The organism is Pseudomonas sp. PDM27, from assembly GCF_019219205.1.
Taxonomy (GTDB): domain Bacteria; phylum Pseudomonadota; class Gammaproteobacteria; order Pseudomonadales; family Pseudomonadaceae; genus Aquipseudomonas; species Aquipseudomonas laurylsulfatiphila.
This window is the reverse complement of sequence record NZ_JAHUWF010000001.1, coordinates 735,739-761,023: the sequence shown is the minus strand read 5'-3', so window position 1 is coordinate 761,023 and position 25,285 is coordinate 735,739. Positions and strand designations below refer to the sequence as shown.

At 62.5% G+C, this 25,285-nt stretch carries 16 protein-coding genes and 2 pseudogenes; 9 read left to right on the top strand and 9 right to left on the bottom strand.

All coding sequences use genetic code 11. The features are described from left to right. Positions 1-10: 10 nt before the first annotated feature. Positions 11-1,375, bottom strand: a complete 1,365-nt coding sequence (locus tag KW838_RS03345) for a cache domain-containing protein (protein ID WP_218500386.1) — start codon at positions 1,373-1,375, stop codon at positions 11-13. A 407-nt stretch (positions 1,376-1,782) separates the two neighbouring features. On the opposite strand from KW838_RS03345, the gene KW838_RS03340 reads away from it, so the two are divergent. Together KW838_RS03340 and KW838_RS03335 are read left to right on the top strand one after the other, a co-directional pair. Beyond that, on the top strand, positions 1,783-3,840 hold the full coding sequence (locus tag KW838_RS03340) for a carbon starvation CstA family protein (protein ID WP_102702207.1): 2,058 nt from the start codon (positions 1,783-1,785) through the stop codon (positions 3,838-3,840). Between the two features lie 14 nt (positions 3,841-3,854). Beyond that, positions 3,855-4,052, top strand: a complete 198-nt coding sequence (locus KW838_RS03335) for a YbdD/YjiX family protein (RefSeq protein WP_007976534.1) — start codon at positions 3,855-3,857, stop codon at positions 4,050-4,052. A gap of 116 nt (positions 4,053-4,168) precedes the next feature. On the opposite strand, the gene KW838_RS03330 is transcribed toward KW838_RS03335, so the two are convergent. Beyond that, positions 4,169-4,327 (bottom strand): hypothetical protein, encoded by a 159-nt coding sequence (locus tag KW838_RS03330; RefSeq protein WP_165824794.1) that lies wholly within the window; start codon positions 4,325-4,327, stop codon positions 4,169-4,171. A gap of 310 nt (positions 4,328-4,637) precedes the next feature. Here KW838_RS03330 and katG point away from each other — a divergent pair, with 310 nt between their 5' ends. Further along, on the top strand, positions 4,638-6,893 hold the full coding sequence (gene katG, locus KW838_RS03325; RefSeq protein WP_102702208.1) for a catalase/peroxidase HPI: 2,256 nt from the start codon (positions 4,638-4,640) through the stop codon (positions 6,891-6,893). Between the two features lie 54 nt (positions 6,894-6,947). Here katG and KW838_RS03320 read toward each other — a convergent pair whose 3' ends face one another. Next, positions 6,948-7,514: a TetR/AcrR family transcriptional regulator gene (locus tag KW838_RS03320; protein ID WP_218500385.1), complete on the bottom strand. Its 567-nt coding sequence runs from the start codon at positions 7,512-7,514 to the stop codon at positions 6,948-6,950. Positions 7,515-7,640: 126 nt separating this feature from the next. Between KW838_RS03320 and KW838_RS03315 the strand changes: the two genes are divergently transcribed. The 4 genes from KW838_RS03315 (at position 7,641) to KW838_RS03300 (ending at position 14,576) form a co-directional block, all read left to right on the top strand. Further along, a complete protein-coding gene (locus KW838_RS03315; RefSeq protein WP_218500384.1) occupies positions 7,641-7,934 on the top strand; it encodes a LysR family transcriptional regulator in 294 nt (97 codons plus the stop codon). Positions 7,935-8,712: 778 nt separating this feature from the next. Further along, positions 8,713-9,954, top strand: a complete 1,242-nt coding sequence (mexE, locus tag KW838_RS03310) for a multidrug efflux RND transporter periplasmic adaptor subunit MexE (RefSeq protein WP_218500383.1) — start codon at positions 8,713-8,715, stop codon at positions 9,952-9,954. Between the two features lie 12 nt (positions 9,955-9,966). Further along, a complete protein-coding gene (locus tag KW838_RS03305) occupies positions 9,967-13,158 on the top strand; it encodes an efflux RND transporter permease subunit (RefSeq protein WP_218500382.1) in 3,192 nt (1,063 codons plus the stop codon). Beyond that, positions 13,158-14,576 carry an efflux transporter outer membrane subunit gene (locus KW838_RS03300; protein ID WP_218500381.1) on the top strand — a complete coding sequence of 473 codons (1,419 nt, stop codon included), beginning with the start codon at positions 13,158-13,160 and terminating at the stop codon, positions 14,574-14,576. Before KW838_RS03305 ends, KW838_RS03300 begins: the two co-directional genes overlap by 1 nt. 153 nt (positions 14,577-14,729) lie before the next feature. On the opposite strand, the gene KW838_RS03295 is transcribed toward KW838_RS03300, so the two are convergent. The 6 genes and pseudogenes from KW838_RS03295 to KW838_RS03275 form a co-directional block, all read right to left on the bottom strand. After that, on the bottom strand, positions 14,730-15,746 hold the full coding sequence (locus KW838_RS03295) for a phosphotransferase enzyme family protein (RefSeq protein WP_218500380.1): 1,017 nt from the start codon (positions 15,744-15,746) through the stop codon (positions 14,730-14,732). 9 nt (positions 15,747-15,755) lie between these two features. Continuing rightward, the gene (locus KW838_RS03290; RefSeq protein WP_218500379.1) at positions 15,756-17,036 is read right to left on the bottom strand and encodes an aspartate aminotransferase family protein; all 1,281 of its coding nucleotides are present in this window, start codon (positions 17,034-17,036) and stop codon (positions 15,756-15,758) included. Further along, on the bottom strand, positions 17,029-18,342 hold the full coding sequence (locus tag KW838_RS03285; RefSeq protein ID WP_102702219.1) for an amino acid permease: 1,314 nt from the start codon (positions 18,340-18,342) through the stop codon (positions 17,029-17,031). Before KW838_RS03285 ends, KW838_RS03290 begins: the two co-directional genes overlap by 8 nt. 1,171 nt (positions 18,343-19,513) lie before the next feature. Next, a pseudogene (locus tag KW838_RS29795) lies at positions 19,514-20,539 on the bottom strand (methyl-accepting chemotaxis protein); the annotation flags it as partial. 372 nt (positions 20,540-20,911) lie between these two features. Next, positions 20,912-21,421, bottom strand: a pseudogene (locus KW838_RS29790) (cache domain-containing protein); the annotation flags it as partial. 273 nt (positions 21,422-21,694) lie between these two features. Beyond that, positions 21,695-23,017 carry an alginate export family protein gene (locus tag KW838_RS03275; RefSeq protein ID WP_218500377.1) on the bottom strand — a complete coding sequence of 441 codons (1,323 nt, stop codon included), beginning with the start codon at positions 23,015-23,017 and terminating at the stop codon, positions 21,695-21,697. A 283-nt stretch (positions 23,018-23,300) separates the two neighbouring features. On the opposite strand from KW838_RS03275, the gene KW838_RS03270 reads away from it, so the two are divergent. After that, positions 23,301-23,690, top strand: a complete 390-nt coding sequence (locus KW838_RS03270; RefSeq protein WP_218500376.1) for a cytochrome c family protein — start codon at positions 23,301-23,303, stop codon at positions 23,688-23,690. 48 nt (positions 23,691-23,738) lie between these two features. Further along, complete coding sequence (locus tag KW838_RS03265) at positions 23,739-25,229, top strand: aldehyde dehydrogenase family protein (protein ID WP_218500375.1); 1,491 nt, start codon at positions 23,739-23,741, stop codon at positions 25,227-25,229. Positions 25,230-25,285: the final 56 nt, after the last annotated feature.

The following is a 25,285-nucleotide window of genomic DNA, read 5'->3' as shown; positions in this document are numbered from 1 at the left end:
TGGGGCCGGCTCAGTGTTTTGCGCCAGGCTTCATCGGCAGTCGTACGTCCAGCTCGCTTCTGCCCGGCATCGAGATCAAGTCGAAGCGCCCGCCATAATGTTCGACGCGTTCGCGGATGTTACGCAAGCCAATGCCGGCCTGACGACGTTCGACCTGGGCGACGTTGAAACCGATGCCGTCATCGACCAGCGTCAGCCGCACGGACTCGTCGCAGCCGCGCAGTGTAATGGACACGTGCTTCGCCTGGGCGTGGCGTTCGATATTGGTCAGGCCTTCCTGGACGATGCGGAACAGCGACACCGCCGCGCCGTCGACCAGTTGGCAGTCGAATTCATTTTCGTCATAGGTCACGGTCAGCCCGCTGCGCTGCTCGAATTCCGCCGCCAATTGGCCGATGGCCGCCGGCAGGCCGAGGGTGTCGAGCAAGGATGAGCGCAGGTCATGGGAGAGGCTGCGCACTTCACCGATGGCATCGCCCAGGCGTTCGGTGGCGTCCCTCAGGGTGTTCAGGCCCTTGTCCCGGGCTTGTCCGCTTTCCAGCAGGTGGCAGGCCAGTTCGAACTGGAACTTGATCGAGACCAACACCTGGCTGACGCCGTCGTGCAACTCGCGGGACACCCGGGATCGCTCCTCTTCCTGCAGGCTGACGATGCGTTGGGTCAGGCGCTGCAGTTTCTTGTCCGCCAGGCGATGCTCGCTGACGTTGAGGGTCATGCCGGTGGCGAAGACGAACAGCACCGCGACCAGTGCGACCACGGCAATCGCCATCATGGTCTTGCGGATGCCCATGGCCACTTCGGCACGTGCCTGCTGGGTGGCGCGCTCGACGTCTTCGAGGTAGATGCCGGTGCCGAGCATCCAGCCCCAGCGGTCAAGCATCACCACGTAGGCGAGCTTGTCGGTCACCTGGCCGGAGGAGGGCTTGTTCCAGGCGTAGCGTTGGAAGCCTTCACCGGATTGCGCGCTTTTGAGCAACGCCTGAATCACCGGCAGGCCGTGGGGATCCTTCATGTCCCACAGGTACTGGCCCACCAGGTCCGACTGGCGCGCATGCATCAGGCTGCGGCCTTCGTGGTCGTAGACGAAGAAGTAGCCGTTGATGCCGAAGCTGAGCTTGCGCAGTTCTTCCAGCACTTGCTGCTGGGCGCGGGCGTCGCCATGGCCGTCGTCGTACAGCGGGGCGATCAGGCTCTGGGCCATTTCCACGTAGTTTTTCAGTTCCGCACGCTTGCTCGCCAGAATGCTGTCTTCGATCAGTTGCGCCTGTTGATCGCCCAATTGGCGGTTGAGGGAAATCACCAGCGCGCAGATGACGGCAATGGCCAGCACCAGCGGCAGAATCCCGAGGGCGACGATCTTGTGTTTGAGCTGCATGTTGACTCCTGCCCGCGCGAAGGCTGGGGATCATATGCCAAAGAGGCGTTCGGCCAGTAGCGTTGCTGGACGGAATGACTGTCGGCCGTGATGCCACTTAATTGAAATGCAGAACCTGTGGGAGGTGGCCCCGGATCCGGTGGTCAACCCACATCCCCTGTGGGAGCGAGCTTGCTCGCGATGAAGGCGGTACATTCAGTAGTGATGTGGCAGACAGTCCGCCATCGCGAGCAAGCTCGCTCCCACATTTGATTGGCGTGTTCTACGTAGAACTACGTAGACGCCATGTACGTAGTAACGCGGATTTATTTGTGGACGGCATGCGCAGATATTGGGCCAGCTCCGCACCGCGGACACAATTATAAAAATTACCGCCGCAGTCACTGGCTGTCGGCAGGAGACACGCTATGCCCCGTCTGGCTAAACACCTCGCCTGGTTTGCCGTGGCTGTCCTGGGAGCGATTGCGCTGAGTGTCGTGGCCCTGCGCCGCGGCGAAGCGATCAACGCCCTGTGGATCGTAGTCGCAGCCGTCGCCATCTACCTCGTTGCCTACCGCTACTACAGCCTGTTCATCGCCAACAAAGTGATGCAGCTCGATCCTACTCGCGCCACGCCGGCTGTGCTCAATAACGACGGTCTGGACTATGTGCCGACCAACAAACACGTGCTGTTCGGTCACCACTTCGCGGCCATTGCCGGAGCGGGGCCGCTGGTCGGGCCGGTACTGGCGGCGCAGATGGGTTACCTGCCCGGTACCCTGTGGCTGATCGCCGGCGTGGTGCTGGCCGGTGCCGTGCAGGACTTCATGGTCCTGTTCATGTCCACCCGCCGCAACGGCCGCTCCCTGGGCGACATGGTCCGTGAAGAAATGGGCCGCATCCCCGGCACCATCGCGCTGTTCGGCTGCTTCCTGATCATGATCATCATCCTCGCGGTGCTGGCGCTGATCGTGGTCAAGGCCCTGGCCGAGAGCCCGTGGGGGATTTTCACGGTGATGGCGACCATCCCGATCGCGATGTTCATGGGCATCTACATGCGCTACATCCGCCCGGGTCGCATCGGTGAGATCTCGGTGATCGGCGTGCTGTTGCTGCTCGGTTCGATCTGGCTCGGCGGGCAGATTGCCGCGGATCCGGTGTGGGCCAAGGCCTTTACCTTTACCGGTATCCAGATCACCTGGATGCTGATCGGCTACGGTTTCGTTGCCGCGGTGTTGCCGGTGTGGCTGATCCTGGCACCCCGTGACTACCTGTCGACCTTCCTGAAAATCGGCACCATCGTGGCTTTGGCCATCGGTATCCTGGTGACCATGCCCGAGCTGAAAATGCCGGCCCTGACCCAGTTCATCGACGGCACCGGCCCGGTCTGGAAGGGCGGTCTGTTCCCGTTCCTGTTCATCACCATCGCCTGTGGCGCGGTGTCGGGTTTCCATGCGCTGATCGCTTCCGGCACCACGCCGAAGTTGCTCGCCAATGAGGGGCATGCCCGTTACATCGGTTACGGCGGCATGCTGATGGAATCCTTCGTGGCCATCATGGCGATGGTCGCGGCTTCGGTGATCGATCCGGGCGTGTACTTCGCCATGAACAGCCCGGCGGCCGTGGTGGGCGCCGATGCGGTGGCCGTTGCGCAAACCGTCAGCAGCTGGGGCTTTGCGATCACGCCGGAAGCGTTGCAAGCGGTGGCCCATGACATCGGGGAAACCACCATCCTGGCCCGTGCCGGCGGTGCGCCGACCCTGGCGGTGGGGATTGCGCAGATCCTGCACCAGCTGTTGCCGGGCGAGAACACCATGGCGTTCTGGTACCACTTCGCGATCCTGTTCGAAGCGCTGTTCATCCTGACCGCGGTCGACGCCGGTACCCGTGCCGGGCGCTTCATGCTCCAGGACCTGCTCGGCTCGTTCGTGCCGGCCCTGCGCCGCACCGAGTCCTGGACCGCCAACCTGATCGCCACCGCCGGTTGCGTCGCCATGTGGGGTTATCTGCTGTACCAGGGCGTGATCGATCCGCTGGGCGGCATCAACACCTTGTGGCCGCTGTTCGGCATCTCCAACCAGATGCTGGCCGGTATTGCGCTGATGCTCGGCACCGTGGTGCTGATCAAGATGAAGCGCCAGCGTTATGCCTGGGTCACCTTGCTGCCGGCTGTGTGGTTGCTGATTTGCACCACCACCGCCGGTTTCATCAAGCTGTTCGATGCCAACCCGGCGATCGGCTTCCTCGCCCTGGCGAAGAAGTACAGCGATGCCCTGGCCAATGGTCAGGTACTGGCCCCGGCCAAGAGCATCGAGCAGATGCAGCACGTGATCTTCAACGCCTACACCAACGCCACGCTGACCGCGCTGTTCCTGTTCGTGGTGTTCAGCATCCTGTTCTTCGCACTCAAGGTCGGTATCGCCGCCTGGGGCAGCAAGGAGCGTACGGATAAAGAAGCGCCATTCCAGGCGCTGCCGAATGCATAGGCGAGGAGGGCAGCATGTTCAATGACCTGAGTCGCCTGGGTAAATACCTCGGTCAGGCCGCGCGCCTGATGGTCGGCATGCCCGACTACGACAACTATGTCGAGCACATGCAGACCAAGCACCCGGACAAACCGGTGATGGACTACGAGGCGTTCTTCCGCGAGCGCCAGGAGGCCCGTTACGGCAGTAAAGCCGGACCCAAGTGCTGTTGAGTGAACAATAAAAAACCGGCTGAAAGGCCGGTTTTTATTTTGTCTGGAGCAAAGTCCCGAGAGATGGAGGCCGCGCGGCGATCCGGATTGTCGCCGTCCCTGTTGCCCCGGGTCAGTCATGGGGCCTTGTCATTCTTTCGCCCGTGAGGCTGATGATCCGGCTTGGCGATCTTGAGTGCCCGGTCGGCGACCTTGGCGTTATGCACCAGGCGAGCGAGCACGGCGACAACGATGATCGCCAGCAATACCCAGATGACAATGGCTTTGAGGTACATGGCGCAACCTCTCGCGGCAAACAATCCTTCCTGTCGCCCACGTCCTTGTAGCAAATGGTATTAATCCATTGTGGCAGGTGTTGATGATCTTGCATCGCGTGACTGATTTGCGCTGTTTATCAGCTATCTCCACCGGATGAAGCGACAGTTTCCCCGACCGGTACTTTAATGGATGGTCTGGAGCGACTGATCGCGGGGCTGTCATAGCCTCAAGGCTATGGATCCCATACCGAAAAGCTATTTCATCAATCGGTGATCCGGATCCACGCTCAAGGGTGGTTAGCTGAAAACAAAATCAAGAGGAGATGCCATGTCAACTGAATCGAAATGCCCGTTCAATCACGCCGCTGGCGGTGGCACGACGAACCGCGACTGGTGGCCGAACCAACTGAACCTGAAGATCCTGAGTCAACACTCGCCCAAGTCTGACCCGTTGGGGGGCGACTTCAACTACGCCGAAGCCTTCAAGAGCCTTGACTTCCAGGCGCTGAAAAATGATCTGACTGCGCTGATGACCGACTCCCAGGACTGGTGGCCGGCGGACTTCGGTCACTATGGGCCTCTCTTCATCCGCATGTCCTGGCACGCCGCAGGCACCTATCGCACCGGTGACGGCCGGGGCGGGGCCGGTTCCGGCCAACAACGCTTTGCACCGCTCAACAGCTGGCCGGACAACGTCAGCCTCGACAAGGCCCGCCGGCTGCTCTGGCCGATCAAGCAAAAGTACGGCAACAAAATCTCCTGGGCCGACCTGATCGTCCTCACCGGCAACGTCGCCCTGGAGTCCATGGGCTTCAAGACGTTTGGTTTTTCCGGTGGTCGCGCGGATGTCTGGGAACCGGACGAAGACGTTTACTGGGGTTCTGAAAGCAAATGGCTGGGCGGTGACTCGCGTTACGGCAAAGAAGACAAACCGGTGCAGAAACCCGGCGATGTGCCCTTGGTGGCTGAGCCGGGCAGAAACGAGGACAGCCGTACCGAAAATGGCCGCAATCTGGAAAACCCCCTCGCCGCAGTGCAGATGGGCCTGATCTATGTGAACCCGGAAGGCCCCGAAGGCGAACCGGACCCGGTTGCCTCGGCCAAGGACATCCGCGAAACCTTCGGCCGCATGGCGATGAACGACGAGGAAACCGTGGCGTTGATCGCCGGTGGCCACGCCTTCGGCAAGACCCACGGCGCCGGGCCTGCCGACAACGTCGGGGCGGAACCGGAAGCTGCCGGCCTGGAGCTGCAAGGCCTGGGCTGGAAGAGCACATTCGGCACCGGTAAAGGGGCCGATACCATCACCAGCGGCCTGGAAGTGACCTGGACCACCACGCCAACCAAATGGAGCAACAACTACCTGGAAAACCTGTTCGGTTTCGACTGGGAACTGACCAAGAGCCCGGCCGGCGCCCATCAGTGGAAACCGAAGAACGGTGCCGGTGCCGGGATCATTCCGGATGCCTTTGATCCGTCCAAACGTCGTGATCCGACCATGCTGACCTCGGACCTGGCCCTGCGTTTCGACCCGATCTACGAACCGATCGCCCGGCGCTTCCTGGCCAACCCCGATCAACTGGCCGATGCCTTCGCGCGCGCCTGGTACAAACTCATTCACCGGGACATGGGCCCGCTCTCGCGCTACCTCGGTCCGGAAATGCCCGGCGAGGAACTGCTGTGGCAAGACCCGATCCCTGCCGTCGATCATCCGCTGGTGAATGACAGCGATGTGGCAGGCCTGAAAAGCAAGGTGCTGGCGTCCGGCCTGTCGGTGTCGCAGCTGGTATCGACGGCGTGGGCCGCCGCGTCCAGCTTCCGTGGCTCCGACAAACGCGGCGGTGCCAACGGCGGGCGCCTGCGCCTGGCGCCACAGAAGTCCTGGCCGGCTAACCAGCCGGAGCAACTGGCCAACGTGCTGGCCAAACTGGAAGGCATCCAGAAGGAGTTCAACAGCGGCGGCAAGAAAATCTCCCTGGCCGACCTGATCGTGCTCGCCGGCGGCGCGGGTGTCGAACAGGCGGCGAAAAACGCCGGCCACAGTGTGACGGTGCCGTTCAGCCCAGGCCGCACGGACGCCAGCCAGGAACAGACCGATGTCGAGTCCTTCGGTTTCCTTGAACCGATTGCCGACGGCTTCCGTAACTACCTGAAAACCCAGTACCGCGTGCCGGCCGAATCCTTGCTGATCGACAAGGCACAACTGCTGACGCTCAGCGCGCCGGAAATGACGGTACTGCTGGGTGGCCTGCGGGTGTTGAACACCAACGTCGGCCAGAGCAAACACGGTGTGTTCACCCAACGGCCGGAAGCGCTGACCAATGACTTCTTCACCAACCTGCTGGACATGGGCGTGGAGTGGAAACCGGTGTCGGATGCCCAGCAGGAGTTTGAAGGGCGTGATCGCAAAACCGGTGCGGTGAAGTGGACGGGCACCCGGGTTGACCTGGTCTTCGGTTCGAACGCGCAGTTGCGTGCGCTGGCCGAAGTCTATGCCAGCGCCGATGCGCAGCAGAAATTCGTCAAGGATTTCGTGGCTGCGTGGACCAAAGTGATGAACCTGGATCGCTTCGATCTGGCGTAATCAAAAGGCCTGAACTTGCCGCGACCTGCAGGGACCCGGTCGCGGCAAGCCTTTCTACTGTTGTTCAGCACCGACAGACCAGGCATCGATCACCGATTGCAGGAACTGCTGCGACAATCGCGGGTTGTCCAGGGCTCTGGCGATCAGTATCGCCCCGGTAATCGATGACAGGATGCGCAAGGCTTCCTGGTGCTTTTCATCATCGGTTTCGCCGTCGACCAATGGCATCAGCGTTTCGATCAGGGTCTGCACGCCTTGGGTGAACGAGTGGCTGACGGCACCGCCGTTGCGCGCGACATCGGCCGCCAGGGCAGGGATCGGGCAGCCTTCGGTCCAGTTGTTCATGTGGCTTTGGCTCAAGTACCTCTTGAGCAGTTCGGGGATGGATTTGGCCGCTCGCCAATCGTCGATGTTGGTTTCGAACGTACGGCTCACGGCCTCCGACGCCAACTGCTCCTTGCCACCGGGGAACTGTCCGTAAAAGCCGCCGTGGGTCAGGCCCACAGAGCGGGACAGTTCGCCGATCCCGATTCCGTCGATGCCTTTTTCCCGGTACATCCTCGAGGCTGCGCCGAGGATCGCTTCCTTGTTGGCGGCTGCCTTGTCTTTCGTCACTTTCATGAGTGGAGTCCTGTCTTGCGATGGGCGCCATGGCAATTTTTTGCTGAAGGGCTGGTATTAATGATGGTCGTAATATAAATTCGCGGCAATGGCCTTGCAGGAAAAACACCTCACAGGTGCTGACCCATGAAACGTAATGATCTGCGCAATATCGACCTCAATCTGCTGGTGGTATTCGAGGCGCTCATTCAGGAGCGCAACGTCACTCGGGCCGCGCAAAGACTGTCCCTTGGCCAACCGGCGGTCAGCGGCGCATTGGCTCGTCTGCGCACACTGTTCAACGACCCCCTGTTTAAACGCATTGGCCACAAAATGGAACCAACCACCCGAGCCTTGCAGGTGGCGCAAACGCTCGGGCCGGCACTGGACTCCATTTGTTTCGCCGTCAGTCTGACGGGTTGTAATGAAAAAACCTGCTGATTCATAGGGGCCTTCACTGATTTGGATCCAGCGATGGTCGTCAACGATAACGCGGGTGAACTGGATGAACACGGTCCCCTGTAGGAGCTGGCCTGCCAGCGATGGTCGTTAACGATAACGCGGGTGAACTGGATAAACACGGTCCTCTGTAGGAGCTGGCCTGCCAGCGATGGTCGTTAACGATAACGCGGGCGAACTGGATGAACGCGGCGCACTGGAGTCCATCGCCAGCAGGCTGGCTCCCACAGTTTCATCGTGGGCACGGTCCCCTGTAGGAGCTGGCCTGCCAGCGATGGTCGTTAACGATAACGCGGGCGAACTGGATAAACGCGGCGCACTGGAGTCCATCGCCAGCAGGCTGGCTCCTACGTTTCAGCGTGGGCAGGGCCCCCTGTGGGAGCTGGCTTGCCAGCGATGGTCGTTAACGATTACGCGGGCGAACTGGATGAACGCGGCGCACTGGAGTCCATCGCCAGCAAGCTGGCTCCTACAGGTATTGCGTGAAAAACGACGCGGACGCGGTCCCCTGTGGGAGCTGGCCTGCCAGCGATGGTCGTTAACGATAACGCGGGTGAACTGGATAAACGCGGCGCACTGGCGTTCATCGCCAGCAAGCTGGCTCCTACAGTTTCCCCGTATTGCGTGAATACCTTTTTTTTGTGCTTATACATGATAGCCATCATTAATAGTGATACCCAAGTTCACTCCATTCGATTCGTCGCTGCCCCTTGTGCGGCCGAGAATTCTCCAACCCTTAAACCGTCTGGCGGACACCCCCATGGAACAGTCACTCAAACCTTTGCGTTATCCCCTTGCTGCCCTGACCCTGGCGGCCATCACGGCCTGCGGTCACGCACCCGATGCCGCCAAGGCGCCGGGTGCGCCTTCTGTCACCGTCGCCAAAGTGCTTGAGCAACCCATTACCGAATGGGACGAAGTCACCGCCCGTCTGGAAGCGCCGGAAACCGTCGTGGTTCGTCCGCGGGTTTCGGGGCAGATCGATCGTGTCGCCTTCACCGATGGCGAGTCGGTCAAGAAAGGGGATCTGCTGTTCCAGATCGATCCACGTCCGTTCGAACACGAAGTGCACCGCCTCGAAGCGCAGTTGCAACAGGCTCGCGCCGCGCTGGTTCGAAGCGCCAACGAAGCGCAACGCGGCCAGCGCCTGTTGAGCAGCAATGCCATTTCTGCGGAACTGGCCGACACGCGCAGCACCACGGCCCAGGAAGCCAAGGCCGGTGTCGATTCGGTTCAGGCGCAGCTGGATCTGGCGCGCCTGAACCTGAGCTTCACCCGCGTCACTGCGCCGATCAGCGGCCGGGTCAGCCGTGCCGAAATCACCGCCGGCAACATCGTCACCGCCGACACCTCGGCGCTGACCAGCGTGGTCTCCACCGACAAGGTCTACGCCTATTTCGACGCCGACGAACGCCTGTTCCTCAAGTACGGCCAGCTCTCCCGTGAAGGCCGGCGCAGTCAGTCCACGCCGGTGTACATGGGCTTGTCGAACGAGGAGGGCAATAGCCATCTGGGGCAGATGAACTTCGTCGACAACCAGGTCAATCCCAAGACCGGCACCATCCGTGGCCGCGCAGTGTTCGACAACGCCGACGGTCAATACACCCCGGGCCTGTATGCCCGATTGAAACTGGTGGGCAGCGCGGCCTATGCCGGCCTGCTGATCAAGGACGAGGCCGTGGGCACCGACCTTGGCAAGCGATTCGTGCTGGTGATCGACCAGGACAACAAGGCCGTGTACCGCAGCGTCGATCTGGGGCCGAAGCTCGAAGGCTTGCGCATCGTGCGCAGCGGTTTGCAAAAAGAAGACCGGATCGTCATCAACGGCCTGCAACGGGTCCGTCCCGGCGCGGTGGTCGCGCCTCAGGACGCGCCGATGGCCGATGCGCAAACCGTCGCCAACCTGGCCCGTCAGCGGCAGGCCGTCGAGGCGGGTAATCAGCCCGTCGCTCCGTCACCGGCGCTGGTGAAAACCGATGCCGCCGTTTCGCCTCGCGGATAAAGGAACACTGCCATGAAGTTCTCCCGGTTCTTTATCACGCGGCCGATCTTTGCCGCCGTGCTCTCGCTGCTGATCCTGATTGCCGGCGCCATCGCGCTGTTCCAGTTGCCGATCAGCGAGTACCCGGAAGTGGTGCCACCCACTGTCGTCGTTCACGCCAACTATCCGGGGGCCAACCCCAAGGTTATCGGTGAAACCGTGGCCGCGCCCCTGGAGCAAGCCATCACCGGTGTGGAGAACATGCTGTACATGTCTTCGCAGTCGACGGCCGATGGTCGACTCACGCTCACCGTGACCTTCGCCCTGGGCACCGATCTGGACAACGCCCAGGTACAGGTGCAGAACCGCGTGACCCGCACCGAACCGAAACTGCCGGAGGAAGTGACGCGCATCGGTATCACCGTGGACAAGGCGTCGCCCGAGCTGACGATGGTGGTGCACCTGACCTCGCCGGACAAGCGCTACGACATGCTCTACTTGTCCAACTACGCGATCCTCAACGTCAAGGATGAGCTGTCGCGCCTGAACGGAATCGGTGACGTGAAGATGTTCGGTATCGGCGACTACTCGCTGCGCATCTGGCTCGACCCGAACAAGACCGCGTCACGCAACCTGACCGCCACCGACGTGGTCAATGCGGTGCGTGAACAGAACCGACAAGTGGCGGCCGGCCAACTGGGTTCACCGCCTGCGCCCAACGCCACCAGCTTCCAGATGTCGATCAACTCGCAGGGGCGCCTGGTTACCGAGGAGGAGTTCGAAAACGTGATCGTCCGCAGTGGTCCGGACGGCGAAATCACCCGTCTCAAGGACATTGCGCGGATTGAACTCGGCTCCAACCAGTACGCCTTGCGCGCCTTGCTCAACAACCAGGAAGCGGTGGCGATGCCGATCTTCCAGCGCCCGGGTTCCAATGCCATCGACGTTTCCGACCAGGTGCGGACGAAGATGGCCGAGCTGAAGAAGAGCTTCCCGGAGGGCATGGACTACGAGATCGTCTACGACCCGACCATCTTCGTGCGCAGCTCGATCGAGGCGGTGGTTCACACCTTGTTCGAAGCGCTGATCCTCGTGGTGCTGGTGGTGATCCTGTTCCTGCAAACCTGGCGCGCCTCGATCATTCCACTGGTCGCCGTACCGGTGTCGTTGATCGGCACCTTTGCCGTGATGCACCTGTTCGGTTTTTCGCTCAACGCCTTGTCGCTGTTCGGCCTGGTATTGGCGATCGGCATCGTGGTCGACGATGCGATCGTCGTGGTGGAGAACGTCGAGCGCAATATCGAGACGGGGCTTGATCCGGTCGAAGCGACGCAAAAAGCCATGGGCGAGGTGACCGGCCCGATCATCGCCACGGCATTGGTGCTGTGCGCGGTGTTCGTCCCGGCGGCGTTTATTTCCGGCCTGACGGGGCAGTTCTACAAACAGTTCGCCCTGACGATCGCGATCTCCACGGTGATCTCTGCGTTCAACTCGCTGACCTTGTCGCCGGCATTGGCGGCGGTTTTGCTCAAGTCCCACAGCGCACCCAAGGACCGCTTTTCGAGGATTCTGGATCGCCTGTTCGGTGGCTGGCTGTTCAAGCCCTTCAACCGGCTGTTCGAAAAGGCCGGCAACGGGTATGTCGGGACCGTGTCCAAGGTCATCCGTGGCAGCAGCGTGGCGTTGCTGGTCTATGCCGGCCTGATCGCCCTGACCTACATGGGCTTCAGCACCACGCCGACCGGGTTCGTGCCGACCCAGGACAAAAAGTACCTGGTGACCTTCGCGCAACTGCCGGATGCGGCCAGCCTGGATCGCACCGAGTCGGTGATCCGGCGCATGAGTACCATCGCCATGAACGAACCGGGCTTCGACAGCGCCGTGGCCTTCCCGGGCCTGTCGATCAACGGTTTCACCAACAGCCCGAACGCCGGTATTGCCTTCATCGGCTTGAGCGCTTTCGATGAACGCAAAAGTCCGAGCCTGTCCGCCGGAGCGATTTCCGCTTCGCTGAACGCCAAGTTCGGTGGCATTCAAGACGCCTACATCGCGGTGTTCCCGCCGCCGCCGGTTCAAGGCCTGGGCACCATTGGCGGCTTCCGCCTGCAGATCGAAGACCGCGGCAACCTGGGTTACGACGAGCTGTACAAAGAGACCATGAACATCATCGGCAAGAGCCGCAGCGTGCCGGAACTGGCCAACCTGTTCACCAGCTACACGGTGAACGTGCCCCAGGTCGAAGCCGCCATCGATCGCGAAAAAGCCAAGACCCACGGCGTGGCGATCAACGACATTTTCGACACGCTGCAGGTGTACCTGGGGTCGCTGTATGCCAACGACTTCAACCGTTTTGGCCGTACCTATCAGGTCAATGTCCAGGCTGAGCAACAGTTCCGCCAGGAGCCGGAGCAGATCGGTCAGTTGAAGGTGCGCAACGACCGTGGAGAGATGATTCCACTGGCCACCTTCGTCAAGGTCAGCCCAACGTCGGGGCCGGACCGGGTCTCGCACTACAACGGTTTCGTCACTGCAGAAATCAACGGCAGCGCGGCCCCGGGCTACAGTTCCGGCCAGGCGCAGGCGGCGATTGAAAAGCTGTTGAAGCAAGAACTGCCCAACGGCATGACCTACGAGTGGACCGACCTGACCTACCAGCAGATCCTCTCCGGCAACACCGCGTTGCTGGTGTTCCCGCTCTGCGTCCTGCTGGCGTTCCTGGTGCTGGCGGCCCTGTATGAAAGCTGGAGCCTGCCGCTGGCGGTGATCCTGATCGTGCCGATGACCCTGCTGTCGGCGATTGCCGGGGTGATCATCTCCAAGGGCGACAACAACATCTTCACCCAGATCGGCTTGATCGTGCTGGTGGGGCTGGCGTGCAAGAACGCGATCCTGATCGTCGAATTCGCCAAGGACAAACAGGACCAGGGCCTGTCGCCGCTGGACGCTGTTCTCGAAGCCTGCCGCCAGCGCCTGCGCCCGATCCTGATGACGTCGTTCGCGTTCATCATGGGCGTCATCCCGCTGGTGACGTCCACCGGCGCCGGTTCCGAGATGCGTCGGGCCATGGGGGTTGCCGTGTTCTCCGGGATGCTCGGGGTGACCTTCTTCGGTCTGTTGCTGACACCGGTGTTCTACGTCCTTATCCGTCGCTACATCGAACGTAAAGCCGCGCGCCAGGCGGCCCGCGCTCACTCGCTCAAGGTCATCGATCCGGAGGCACACTGATGAAGGCTTTCAAGCTGTTTTTACCGAGTCTGCTGGTCACCGCGCTGGCCGCCTGCACCGTCGGGCCGGATTACAAGACCCCGGACACGGCGCCTGCCCATGTCGTCTCGGCACAAGGGGCCAACTACGATCAAACACGTTTCGAATCGGTGTGGTGGCAGCAATTCGATGACCCCACGTTGAATCAGCTGGTCGGTAAAGCGCTCAACGGCAACCGCGATCTGCGCGTGGCCTTCGCCCGCTGGAAAGCCGCCCGGGCGATCCGCGATGACATCAGCAACGACAACCTGCCGGTGGTCACCAGCCGGGTCAGCAGCCAGCAGGGCAAGTCGCAGGTGCCGGGTCTGACCGAGCAGCGGGTCAACACCGATCGCTACGACCTGGGCCTGGACATGGCCTGGGAGATCGATCTGTTCGGGCGCATCCAGCGCGAACTGGAATCCAGCGATGCCCGGGAAGAAGCCACGGCGGCGGACCTGTACCAACTGCGGGTGAGCATGATCGCCGAGTTGGTGGATGCCTATGGTCAGCTGCGGGGTGCGCAACTGCGGGAAAAAATCGCCTTGGCCAACCTCAAGAACCAGAGCGAATCGCGCAGCGTCACGGTGAGCCTGCGTGACGCGGGCGTGGGCAATGAACTCGACGTGGTGCGTGCCGATGCCCGCCTGGCGGCCGTCGAGGCGAGCGTGCCGCAACTGCAGGCGGAGCAGGTGCACCACAAAAACCGCATCGCCACGCTGCTGGGTGAACGCCCGGACACGCTGGGCATCGACTTGAGTCCGAAGGACTTGCCGGCCATCGCCAAGGCGTTGCCGGTTGGCGACCCCGGTGAGCTGTTGCAGCGGCGCCCGGATGTGCGCGCGGCAGAGCGCCGACTGGCGGCTTCAACGGCGGATGTCGGGGTGGCCACCGCCGACCTGTTTCCACGGGTGAGCTTGAGCGGCTTCCTGGGGTTCATCGCGGGGCGTGGTTCGCAGATCGGCTCCAGCGCCGCCCGCGCCTGGAGCCTGGGCCCGAGCATCACCTGGGCCGCGTTTGACCTGGGCAGCGTGCGGGCGCGCATTCGTGGTGCAGACGCCGAGGCCGAGGGTGCATTGGCGACCTATGAGCAACAGGTGCTGCTCGCCCTGGAGGAGTCGGAAAACGCCTTCAGCGACTACGGCAAGCGCCAGCAACGCCTGCTGTCGCTGATCCGGCAAAGCGAGTCGAGCCGTGCCGCGGCCGACCTGGCGGCGACCCAATACAAGGAAGGGGTGGTGGACTACCTGGTGTTGCTCGACGCACAACGCGAGCGCCTGAACGCCGAGGATGCCCAGGCACTGGGTGAAACCGACCAGTACCGGGCCATTGTGGCGATCTACAAATCCCTGGGGGGCGGATGGGACAGCGGCGACACCCGGCTCGCGAAAAACAACTGACAAACCCGTTGTTGCTGTTGTAGGAGCGAGCTTGCTCGCGATGGACGTTAACGAAAACGCGTGCTTGCTGGCTAAGCGCGGTGTTCTTGAGACCATCGCGAGCAAGCTCGCTCCCACAGGTTTAGTGGCGGGCTTGCCCGCGATAGCGGTGTATCAGACCTGCAAATATTCCCGAGCCAACAAGCAAGCCCGCTCAATCAGCATCGGTGCCATTTCAATCGCTGTCGGCGTGCCCTGGCGGGTGTGAATCCAACCCAGGTACGTGGTGCCACGCAGCATCAGGAACAGCGCCAGGGTCTTGCGATCCGCCTCGGTCAGCGGCTTGACCGCGTGGTAGCCGTCGAGCAGCGCGGCCTTGATCTGATCAAAGCGCGGGTCATCCAGGCAGAAGTACAGCGCGGTGGCCAACTCGAACATGTGCCAGCCAAACCCGGCATCGTCGAAGTCGATCAGGCGCAAACGCGGGCCTTCGATCAGCAGGTTCTCGGGCACCAGGTCGGCGTGGATCATGCCGAAGTTGCCCAGGTGCCGACCGTATTGGCGCAAGTCCTTGCGCGCCGTGCGCCGGGCCTGTTGCAGCAGGTTCCGCTGCTCATCGCTGAGTTGTTCCAGCTCCCAGAAACGTCCCCAGAACGGGTTGGCGCCGATCAGGCCTTCTTCATCCCAGGCGTGCCGGACAAACTCGTCCGGCTGCTGCCAATCCGCCGAATGCAGGTGAATGCGCGCGGCAATCGCGCCGGCCTCACGGAACAGAAAATCGATTTCGGTATCGGCCTGCACCCCGTTCTCCGAGGTACCGGCGGTGGCGCCCGGCAGCCAGGCGAGCATGTCGATGTGGCGCGGCTCGCCGATGGCTTGATGGGTGACTTCGACCAGGTGGCTTTGATTCTGCGCACGGATGATCTGCGGCACGGTGATGCCGGCGCCGGCCAGTGCCTCCATCCATTGCAGCTCGGAACGCAGCGCGGCTTCGCCGTGATAGCCATTGCGGTGGATGCGCAAGGCAACCCGCTGACCATCGTGGCGGTGGGCGGAGAACACCGCGTTCTCGCGAAACTTCACCAGTTCGATGTTGGCGAACTCGCCGTCCCACTGTTGCAGGGCATGGCGCGCCAGTTCGTGCAGGCGGGCCACTTGCTGGTCGTGTGGCAGGGTGTGGAATTCAGTCATGGCAGGGCCTCAAATCGCGCTCAGGGCGTGGTCCAGGGTGTCGACAAACAGGTCGGCGTGATCGCGGCCGAACACCAGCGGCGGCCGTAGCTTCAGAATGTTGTCGCCGGCGCCGATCTTGCTGATCAGCACGCCGTTCTCGCGCATGTCGTTGACCACCTTGCGCGCCTCCAGGCCGGCCGGCTCCTTGCTGGTGTGGTCGCGCACCAGTTCCATGGCGAAGAACAGGCCCTTGCCGCGCACGTCGCCGATGATCGAGTGCCTCGCGGCCAGCGCTTGCAGGCGTTGTTGCACGTAAGCGCCGACGTCTTGCGCGTTTTTCAGCAGTTGCTGTTGCTCGATCACGTCCAGCACCGCCATGCCGACCGCCGCCGCCACGGGCGAGCCACCGAAGGTGTTGAAGTACATCGCATGGCGCCCGAAGGATTCGACCAGGGCCTTGTGGGTGATCAAGCCGGCCAGTGGATAGCCGTTACCCATGGGTTTGCCGAGGGTGACGATGTCCGGCACCACGCCGTGGGCCTGATGCCCCCATAGGTGGTCACCGGTACGGCCGAAGCCGGACTGCACTTCGTCGGCGATGAACAGACCGCCGGCAGCGCGGATCAGCGCGGCGGCCTTGTTGACGAAGCTGGCCGGCACCCGTGGCAGGCCTTCGTTGGCGAACAGGGTGTCGATCAGCAGCGCGGCCGGGCGAATGCCCTGGGCCTGCATCGAGGCAATCGCGGCGGCGATGTTGGCCGCGTATTGCTCGGCCAGTTGCGCCTCGGTGATGCCGGCCGGCGCGTGGTACAGGCACGGAATCGGCACGGCGCGGGCATGGGCGGCGAAGGGTTCCGGCGAGGGCAGGGCGGTGGTGACTTGGGCCAGCGACGCCGAGTTGCCGTGGTAGTTGTAGTCACTGACGATGATGCCGGTGCCGCCACTGGCAAAGCGTGCCAGACGCAGCGCCAGCTCATTGGCCTCGCTGCCGGTGCAGGTGAACATCGCGGTGTCCAGCGGCTCGCCGAAGGTCGCGGTCAGGCGTTCGGCGTAGCGCACCACTTGCTCGTCGAGGTAGCGGGTGTGGATGTTCAGCGTGGTGGCCTGGCGGTGCATGGCCTCGGTCACGTGAGGGTTGCAGTGACCAACACAGGGCACGTTGTTGTAGACGTCGAGGTAGCGACGACCGTCGACGTCGAACAGCCAGACACCTTCGCCGCGCACCAGGTGCAAGGGTTTGTCGTAGAACAGCGGTGAGGCGCTGCCCAGTACGCGATGGCGGCGTTGCAGCAGAGTGTTTTCAGGCATGGTCCGGAACCTCGATGACAGTGGCGCGACGGTTGCGCAGCAGGTAGTTGAAAATGCACAGGCTGAAGGTCACGGCGAGGGCGATCAGCATCAGCAGGTCGAGCTGGAAGCAGGCGGCGATCACCACCAGCGTCAGGGCCAGGCCCAGCCAGGCAACCAGTTTGCCGCCGGGCAAAGTGAAGGGCCGTGGCAGGTCAGGCTGGCGGGTCTTGATGCGCAGGTACGCGGCGAAGATGAACAGGTAGCCAACGTTGAGCAGCAACACGACCGCGAGCATCACCGTGGCCGGGTCCACTTCGGACAGCGGCAGGCCGATGGCGCCGATCAGCAACAGCGCCGGCCAGGGTGTGCCGCGTTTGCCGGTCTTGCCCAGCCATTGCGGGAACAAGCCGTCGCGGGCCATGGCGAACAACTGCCGGGACGCGGCGAACACCAGTGAAAAGAAGGTAGCGATCAGGCCGAACACCGCGCCGCAGCCAATCACCTTGGCCAGCCAGGAGCCGTCACCGAAGGCGCTGCTGCTGGACATCGCGGCGTACAACGGATCACCTGCCGAACCGACCAGCTCGACGCCACCGGCACCGGGTGCGCAGACCAGCACCACCAGCGCCGTCACCAGCAAGGTGCCGATCGCTGCCAGAATGCCCCGTGGCATGGTGCGGCCGGGGTTGTGCGCCTCTTCGGCTGCCGAACCAGTTTGCTCGACCGTGATGAACAACCAGATCGCGAAGGGTACGCAGGCGAAGATGCCGCCGAGGCTGACCGGGGTGACGACGTTGGCGGGCAGTTTCAGCAAGTTGGCCAGTTCGACATGGGGCGCCATGGCCACGCCAAAGGTGAGCAGGGCGACCACGGCGATCACGCCGGCAATGAAGGTCAGGCCCATGGCCTCACCGACGCCGCGCATGTGGATGCCGATGATCACCGCGAACAGCGCGGTCTTCACCGGCCAGCCACCGAGGCCGAAAATCGATTCGGTGTAGGCGCAAATGAAGGTCGCTGCCGCACCGGTGCCGATGGTCAGCGCCAAGGCACAGGCAACGCCGACCAGATACCCCACGAACGGCCCGAACGCACTTTGCGCATACACGAACACGCCGCCAGCGCTGGGCAACGCCGTGGACAGTTCCGCCACGCACAAGGCCAGGCCGCCGCAGAGCAGGGCCATCAACAACGTGGCGATCAACATGTTCAGCCAGCCACCGGCCGCCAGCCCGAAGTTCCAGCCGGAAAACTGCCCGGCCACCACCAACGCAATTCCGAGGCCGGCAATCTTTGGCCAGCCCAGCGCACTTTTCTTGAGCACAGAAATCTCCCGCGACCCGAAGGCCGATTTATTGTTTTAGTGAGATGTGGAGGGGTTCAGCGTTGCATTGCAGGGCACTTTGGAGCGGGTTGTGCCCCAGAGGTCGGCTTCGATACTACGCCGGGGGTGTGGCGGGGCAGGTGTGCGTGTGTGCCATGTGGTTGGTTGTGGGTGCCAGATGTGGGCCTGCTCGCGAAGGCCGGGTGTCAGGCGACGGTGGTGTTGGCTGTGCTGGCCTCATCGCGGGCAAGCCCGCTCCCACAGGGATCTCTGGTAAACACAAGATTTGTGCATGGCAGAGATCCAAATGTGGGAGCGGGCTTGCTCGCGAAGGCGGAGTATCAGTCGGCAGGGATGTTGGCTGTGCCGGCCTCTTCGCGGGCAAGCCCGCTCCCACAGGGATCTCTGGTAAACACAAGATTTGTGCATGGCAGAGATCCAAATGTGGGAGCGAGCCTGCTCGCGAAGGCGGGGTGTCAGGCGACGGTGGTGTTGGCTGTGCTGGCCTCTTCGCGGGCAAGCCCGCTCCCACAGGGATCTCTGGTAAACACAAGATTTGTGCATGGCAGAGATCCAAATGTGGGAGCGAGCCTGCTCGCGAAGGCGGGGTGTCAGGCGACGGTGATGTTGGCTGTGCTGGCCTCATCGCGGGCAAAGCCCGCTCCCACAGGGGATCTTTGGTTAACACAAGATTTGTGCATGGCAGAGATCCAGATGTGGGAGCGGGCTTGCTCGCGAATGCAGGGTGTCAGTCGGCAAGGATGTTGGCTGTGCTGGCCTCTTCGCGGGCAAGCCCGCTCCCACAGGGATCTCTGGTAAACACAAGATTTGTGCATGGCAGAGATCCAAATGTGGGAGCGAGCCTGCTCGCGAAGGCGGGGTGTCAGGCGACGGTGATGTTGGCTGTGCTGACCTCATCGCGAGCAGGCTCGCTCCCACAGGGGATCTGAGATGCACCTGGAAATTGTGTGTGGCAGAAAATCCAAATGTGGGAGCGAGCTTGCTCGCGATGGCGGAGTGTCCGTCGATGATGAGGTTGGCTGTGCTGGCCTCTTCGCGGGCAAGCCCGCTCCCACAGGGATCTTTGGTAAACACAAGATTTGTGCATGGCAGAGATCCAGATGTGGGAGCGAGCCTGCTCGCGAAGGCGGTGTATCAGGCAACTCCGATCTCAGATACGAAAACTCCCCACCAACTGATTCAACCGCCCGGCCTGTTGCTCCAGCTCGGTGCAAGCACGCAACGTCGCTTGCAGGTTCTCCACCCCTTGCTGGTTCAGGCTGTTGATCCGGGTGATGTCGACATTAAGGGCCTCGACCACCGCCGTCTGTTCTTCCGTGGCGGCGGCGACGGACTGGTTGACGTTGTCGATCTCGCCGATGCGCTGGGTCACGCTGCCCAGGCGGGAGCCGGCGAGGTTGGCGATGGTGACGCTTTCTTCGCTGTGGCGCTGGCTCTCGGTCATGGTGGTGACCGATTCCCGTGCGCCCACTTGCAGCTCTTCTATCATCTGCTGGATCTCCAGCGCCGAGGCCTGGGTGCGTCCGGCCAGGCTGCGCACTTCGTCCGCCACTACCGCAAAGCCACGACCCGCTTCACCGGCCCGCGCCGCTTCAATGGCCGCGTTGAGCGCCAGCAGGTTGGTCTGCTGGGAAATGCCCTTGATCACTTCGAGGATCTGCCCGATGTTCACGGTCTTGTCGTTGAGCACTTCGATGTTGGCGCACGAGGCACTGATCTTGCCCGACAGTTCGTGCATCACCTCGATCGTGCGTTGCACCACCTGGCGTCCGTCCTCGGCCTGTTGCCGGGCACTGGACGCCTGGTGCGAAGCATCGCTGGCGTTGTGGGCGATCTCTTGCGCGGCCGCGCCCAACTGGTTGATCGCCGCTGCCACGCTGCTGGTGCGGGTGGATTGATCGTCGAAATTGTTCAGCGAAGCGTTCGATGCATTCAGCACGCGCCGCGCCCCTTCATTGACACCGAGGGCCGCCGAGGACACCTCGCGCATCGACTGGTGGATGCGTTCGACAAAGCGGTTGAAGGCGGTCGCCAGTTGACCGATTTCATCCCGCGATTGCACCTGCAGGCGCCGGGTCAGGTCGCCTTCGCCGAGGGAGATGTCCTCCATCACGCGGGTCAGCACTTGCAGCGGCCGGGTAATACGCCGCGCCGTGTAGCCGATCAACAGCAAGCCGAGCAGGGCCGAACCGCCACCGAGGAGCAATTCCAGCGCGGTGCTTTGCACGCCCTGGGCATCGAGTTCCTTTTGCAAGGTGGTCACCGGTGCCAGCAGGACGTCTTGCGGCACTCCGACCAGTACGCCCCACGGTGCGGCGCCGGCAATTGGTGACAGCGGCTCAAGCACCTCGATCTGCCGGGCGTCGACAAACACCTTGGGTTTGCCCTGGCGCAAGGCGTCCATCACCTCGACGCTGTCCATCGGCTGGCCGAGACGGCTGACATCCTGGCTGTCGGCGGAGATCACCCCGCGCGGGCTGATGATGCTGATCTGACCGTTGCCTTCGAACAACTCACGGGCGCTGGCCTGGCTGTTCTGTTGCAGGGCGGCGAGGTTGATGTCGAGCCCGACCACGGCGATCACCTTGCCGTTTTCCAGCAACGGGAAGGCCACGCTGGTCACCAGTTTGCGGCTGCCGGACGCCTCGTCGAAATAAGGCTCGAGCACACAGGCCTGACGGGTGTCGCGGGCGCAGGTATAGAAGGCGTTGTAGGGCGCACCGCTCGGCCCCGGCTCGGTGTTGGCAAGCAGGCCTTCGTCGCCGATCACTGCTTGCAGCTCGCCGGGTTTGCTCTGCACCCAATACAGGGCGAAGCGCCCGGTTTCGTTGCTGCCAATGTCCGCCTGGTGGGCGAAACCGGCGTCGTCGCCGTCAAGTCCACCGGGTTCGAAAATGACATAAAGCCCGAGCAGGTCGGGCTTGTCGATCAAGGCCTGGTGAAGCTGGGTACTCAGCTCCCGGCGCAGTTGCTGGCGGGTCAGGCTGCCCTGTTGTTGCAACTGTCGCAGGTACAACAGGTAGCGCGATAACCCCTGGCCATATTCGTGGGTCTGCATGAAGGTGCGTTGCACTTGCATGGCCTGCACTTTGCCCAGGGCCTGCATGTGTTCCCTGGCCGCATTGGCGAGCATGTCACCGCTGGCTTGCGCAACCTGCTGGCTGCTCTTGTGGGTCTGATAGAGCGACAAGCCCATCAACAGGCCGACGACCAGCAGCAGGCAGAGCCCGGCGAGGAGGGCGATCTTGCTCTGGATCGTCAGGAGTTTCTTGTGCATTGGAAATACCTTTTTCCACGTGGGCAATGACGCCGCCATTGCCCACGACCGAGGTTAGAAACCGGTGACGAACAGCAGTTGGGCGTAGACGTTCCGGTCGTTGTTGCCCAGTTGCGTGCCGCCGTTTTCGGCGCTCTTGTCCGGCTGGTAGATGCCCACCAGCGGCATCACGGTCAGGTGGTCGTTGACGTGCCATTCGGCATACAGGTCGACTTCGTGGCCGTCGGTATTGCCCAGGCTGCGGTCGATGGTGTCGAAGTTGAAGTACAGTGCGCCCAGGTTCAGGTTTTCCAGCGGCGAGACTTTCAGCCCGACGTTCTGAATCCGCGAATTGCTGTTGAAAGGGCCGGCGTAGTTGCCCGCCACTTCACCCTGGAACCAGGTGCCATACCCACGGCTCATGCCGTAGAACAAGGTGTCGTAGCCTTCCGAGAAGCGGCTGTAGCGGTAGCTGACGTTCGGGGTCCAGGTCGCGTCGGAGAAGGTCCAGCCGGCTTCCAGGTACCAGGCGTCTTCGGTGGCGGCGTGGGGTTTGTCCTGCTTGGCGTATTCGCCGGACAGGAACAGGTCTTTCACCCCGGCATTGCCCGCCGCGCGCACGCTGTAGGTCTTCATGCCGTCGCGTTCGAGCTGGATCGGCGAGGCGTACTGCTCGTCGATGTCGGTGGTCTTGATGTAGGTCAGGCCCACCGTGCCGGCCTCGGCCACGTGCTCCAGGGTGCCGACGTACATTTCGGTCTTGGCCTGGGCACGGTTGTCGGACTTGAGCCACATCAGGTCGCTGCGCCAGCCTTCCTTGCCGCCCAGACGCAATACGGCGGTTTCGTCGAAGGCTTTGCGGGCGGCCAGGTAGTAGGCGCCACCACGGTTGAACTCGCCGTCGGCCAGGCCCTTGCCCATGTTCAGGGCGTCGCCGTCGATCAGGAAGCCATCGCCGACCACGATGTTCTGGCGGCCGAAGGACAGGTCCACACCGTCCTTGCCCAATGCGCCAAACAGATCGGCCGAACGCCAGCCGAGGTAGGCGTCTTCGAACTTGGTGGTGCGTTCGGTGCCATCGCTGAAACCGGCGGCATCGCCGTCGCCCCAGGTGCCGGAGCTGAGCAGGTTGCCCGCGCCGTACGCCGTGCCCGCACCGCCCAGGCCCTTGTCGAAACTCAAACCGTATTTGATGTAGCCCTCGCGCCACGACGAGGAACCTTCGTCGAGACGGCCGGACAGGGCGTAGTTTTCCTGGCTGTGGAAAATGCCGAACGCGGCTTCGAGGGTGGCGTTCAGATGGCTGTCATCATCGGCGTACAGCTCATAGGCATTGGCCTGGCCGGCGCTGATCATCAGCGCGAGCGTCGAGAGACGAAGCAAGGGGGACTTGAGCATGGTGTGGCATCCGTTCTTGTTCTTGAGCGCAGGTTTGCGGTCTGCCCGGATACTAAGTCGCGGCTTTCGTTCGCCCTTTTCCCTGTTTGCCAATTAGTTGGTTGTGCATGCCAGATTGTCCGGTTTGGCAGCCCGGCCAACATAACTGGCACGCAGGGCAAAACCTGCGTGCCGGCGACCACCGACAATCCCCACCCAGCTGCCGAAGCACCCTGGCCTCGGCATTTTTTGGTGTTGGCGTTCGCCTGCCGGCGAGCGCGTGGATTTTCAAGGGCGTTTTCCTATGTTCACTTCGCTGCGTTTGCCCCTCATCGGCTTGCTGTCCTTCACCCTGGCTCAGGCGGTGTCTGCCGCCGAGTGCGCCACGGATACCCAGCGTGGTGCCGCAGTGTTTGCCACTGAGTGCAGCGTCTGCCATGCGGTGACCCAGGGTACGACCGGGATGATGGGGCCGAACCTGTTCGGCGTGTACGGGCGCAAGTCCGGCTCGCTGCCGGGCTTCAGCTACTCCCAGGCCATGCGCGACAAAGACGTCAGCTGGCAAGCCGAGAACATCACGCAATTGATCACCCAGCCCCAGGCCTACGTACCGGGTACCTACATGCCGTATATGGGCCTGGCGTCCGCCGACGACCGTCAGGCGGTCGCGTGCTTTCTCAAAGAACAACACTGATCAGGCCGCATTTGCGCCTGAACAAATCGTCTGAATGAAAGGTGAATTATGAGCAACGTTGAAATCCTGCCCCAGGTGGCTGCATTCCTCGAACGTCGTCACGGCTGCTTCATTGACGGCCAGTGGGTGTTTGCCGAGGGCGACAGCATCGCCGTGGTCAACCCGGCCACCGGGCAAATCCTGTGCGAAACCCTGGATGCGCCGCTGGAGATCGTCGAGCGCGCCGTACAGTCGTCGCACAAGGCGTTCAAATCCGGCGTGTGGTCGAGCCTGCGCCCGGCCGACCGTGAGCGCATCCTGCTGAACTTCACCCGCCTGGTCGAAGAACACGCCGAAGAACTGGCCCAGCTGGAAACCCTGAGCCAGGGCAAGTCGATCAACATGGCCCGCGCGCTGGACCTGAACGCCACCGTGGAATTCATGCGCTACATGTCCGGCTGGGCGACCAAGATCGAAGGGCAGACCTTTGACGTGTCGATTCCGCTGCCACCGGGCGCGAAGTTCACCGCGTTCACCAAGCGTGAGCCGGTGGGCGTGGTGGTCGGCATCGTGCCGTGGAACTTCCCGCTGCTGATCGCCGCCTGGAAGCTGATGCCGGCCCTGGCCACCGGTTGCACGGTGATCATCAAGCCGGCGATGGAAACCCCGCTGACCGCCATGCGCCTGGCCGAGCTGGCGCTGGAAGCGGGCATCCCGGCCGGCGTGTTCAACGTGGTCACCGGTGGCGGTGCCTCGGTCGGCGGTGTGCTGACCTCGCATCCTCTGGTGAGCAAGGTGTCGTTCACCGGTTCCACCGCCGTGGGCAAGAGCGTCGGCGTGGCGTGCATGGAAAACATGACGCGCTTCTCCCTGGAACTGGGCGGCAAGAACCCGATGATCGTGCTCGCCGATGCCGACATCGAAAAAGCCGTGCAAGGCGCGATCCTCGGTGGCTTGCTGAACAACGGCCAGGTCTGCGCCGCGGCATCGCGCTTTTATGTGCACCGTTCGATCCACGACAGATTCGTCGAAGCCCTGGCCGCCGCGGTCTCGGCGATGCCGATTGGCGCGGGCATGAATGGCGACGCGGCGATCAACCCGCTGGTGTCGCGCAAGCAACAACAAAGCGTGCTCAAGCACATCGAACTGGCTCGCCAGGAAGGTGCGCGGGTGGTGACTGGCGGTGAGTTGCTTGAGGGCGACGGCTTCTTTGTGCAGCCGACCATTCTGGCGGACATCGACCACAGCATGGCCGTGGCCCGCGAAGAAGTGTTCGGCCCGGTGCTGGGCGTGATGCCGTTCGACGACGAAGACGCCGTGATCGAACTGGCCAACGACAACCGCTACGGCCTGGCCGCCAGCCTGTGGACCAACGACCTGGGCAAAGCCATGAACCTGGTGCCACGCATTGAAGCCGGCACGGTGTGGGTCAATGCCCACGTGTTGCTCGACCCGGCGATGCCGTTTGGTGGCGTCAAGCAATCGGGCATGGGCCGCGAGTTCGGTCGCGCGGTGATCGAGGCCTACACCGAGCTCAAGTCGGTGTGCATCGCCCACTGATAAACCTGTAGGAGCTGCCGAGGGCTGCGATCTTTTGACCTTGCTGTAAAAATCAA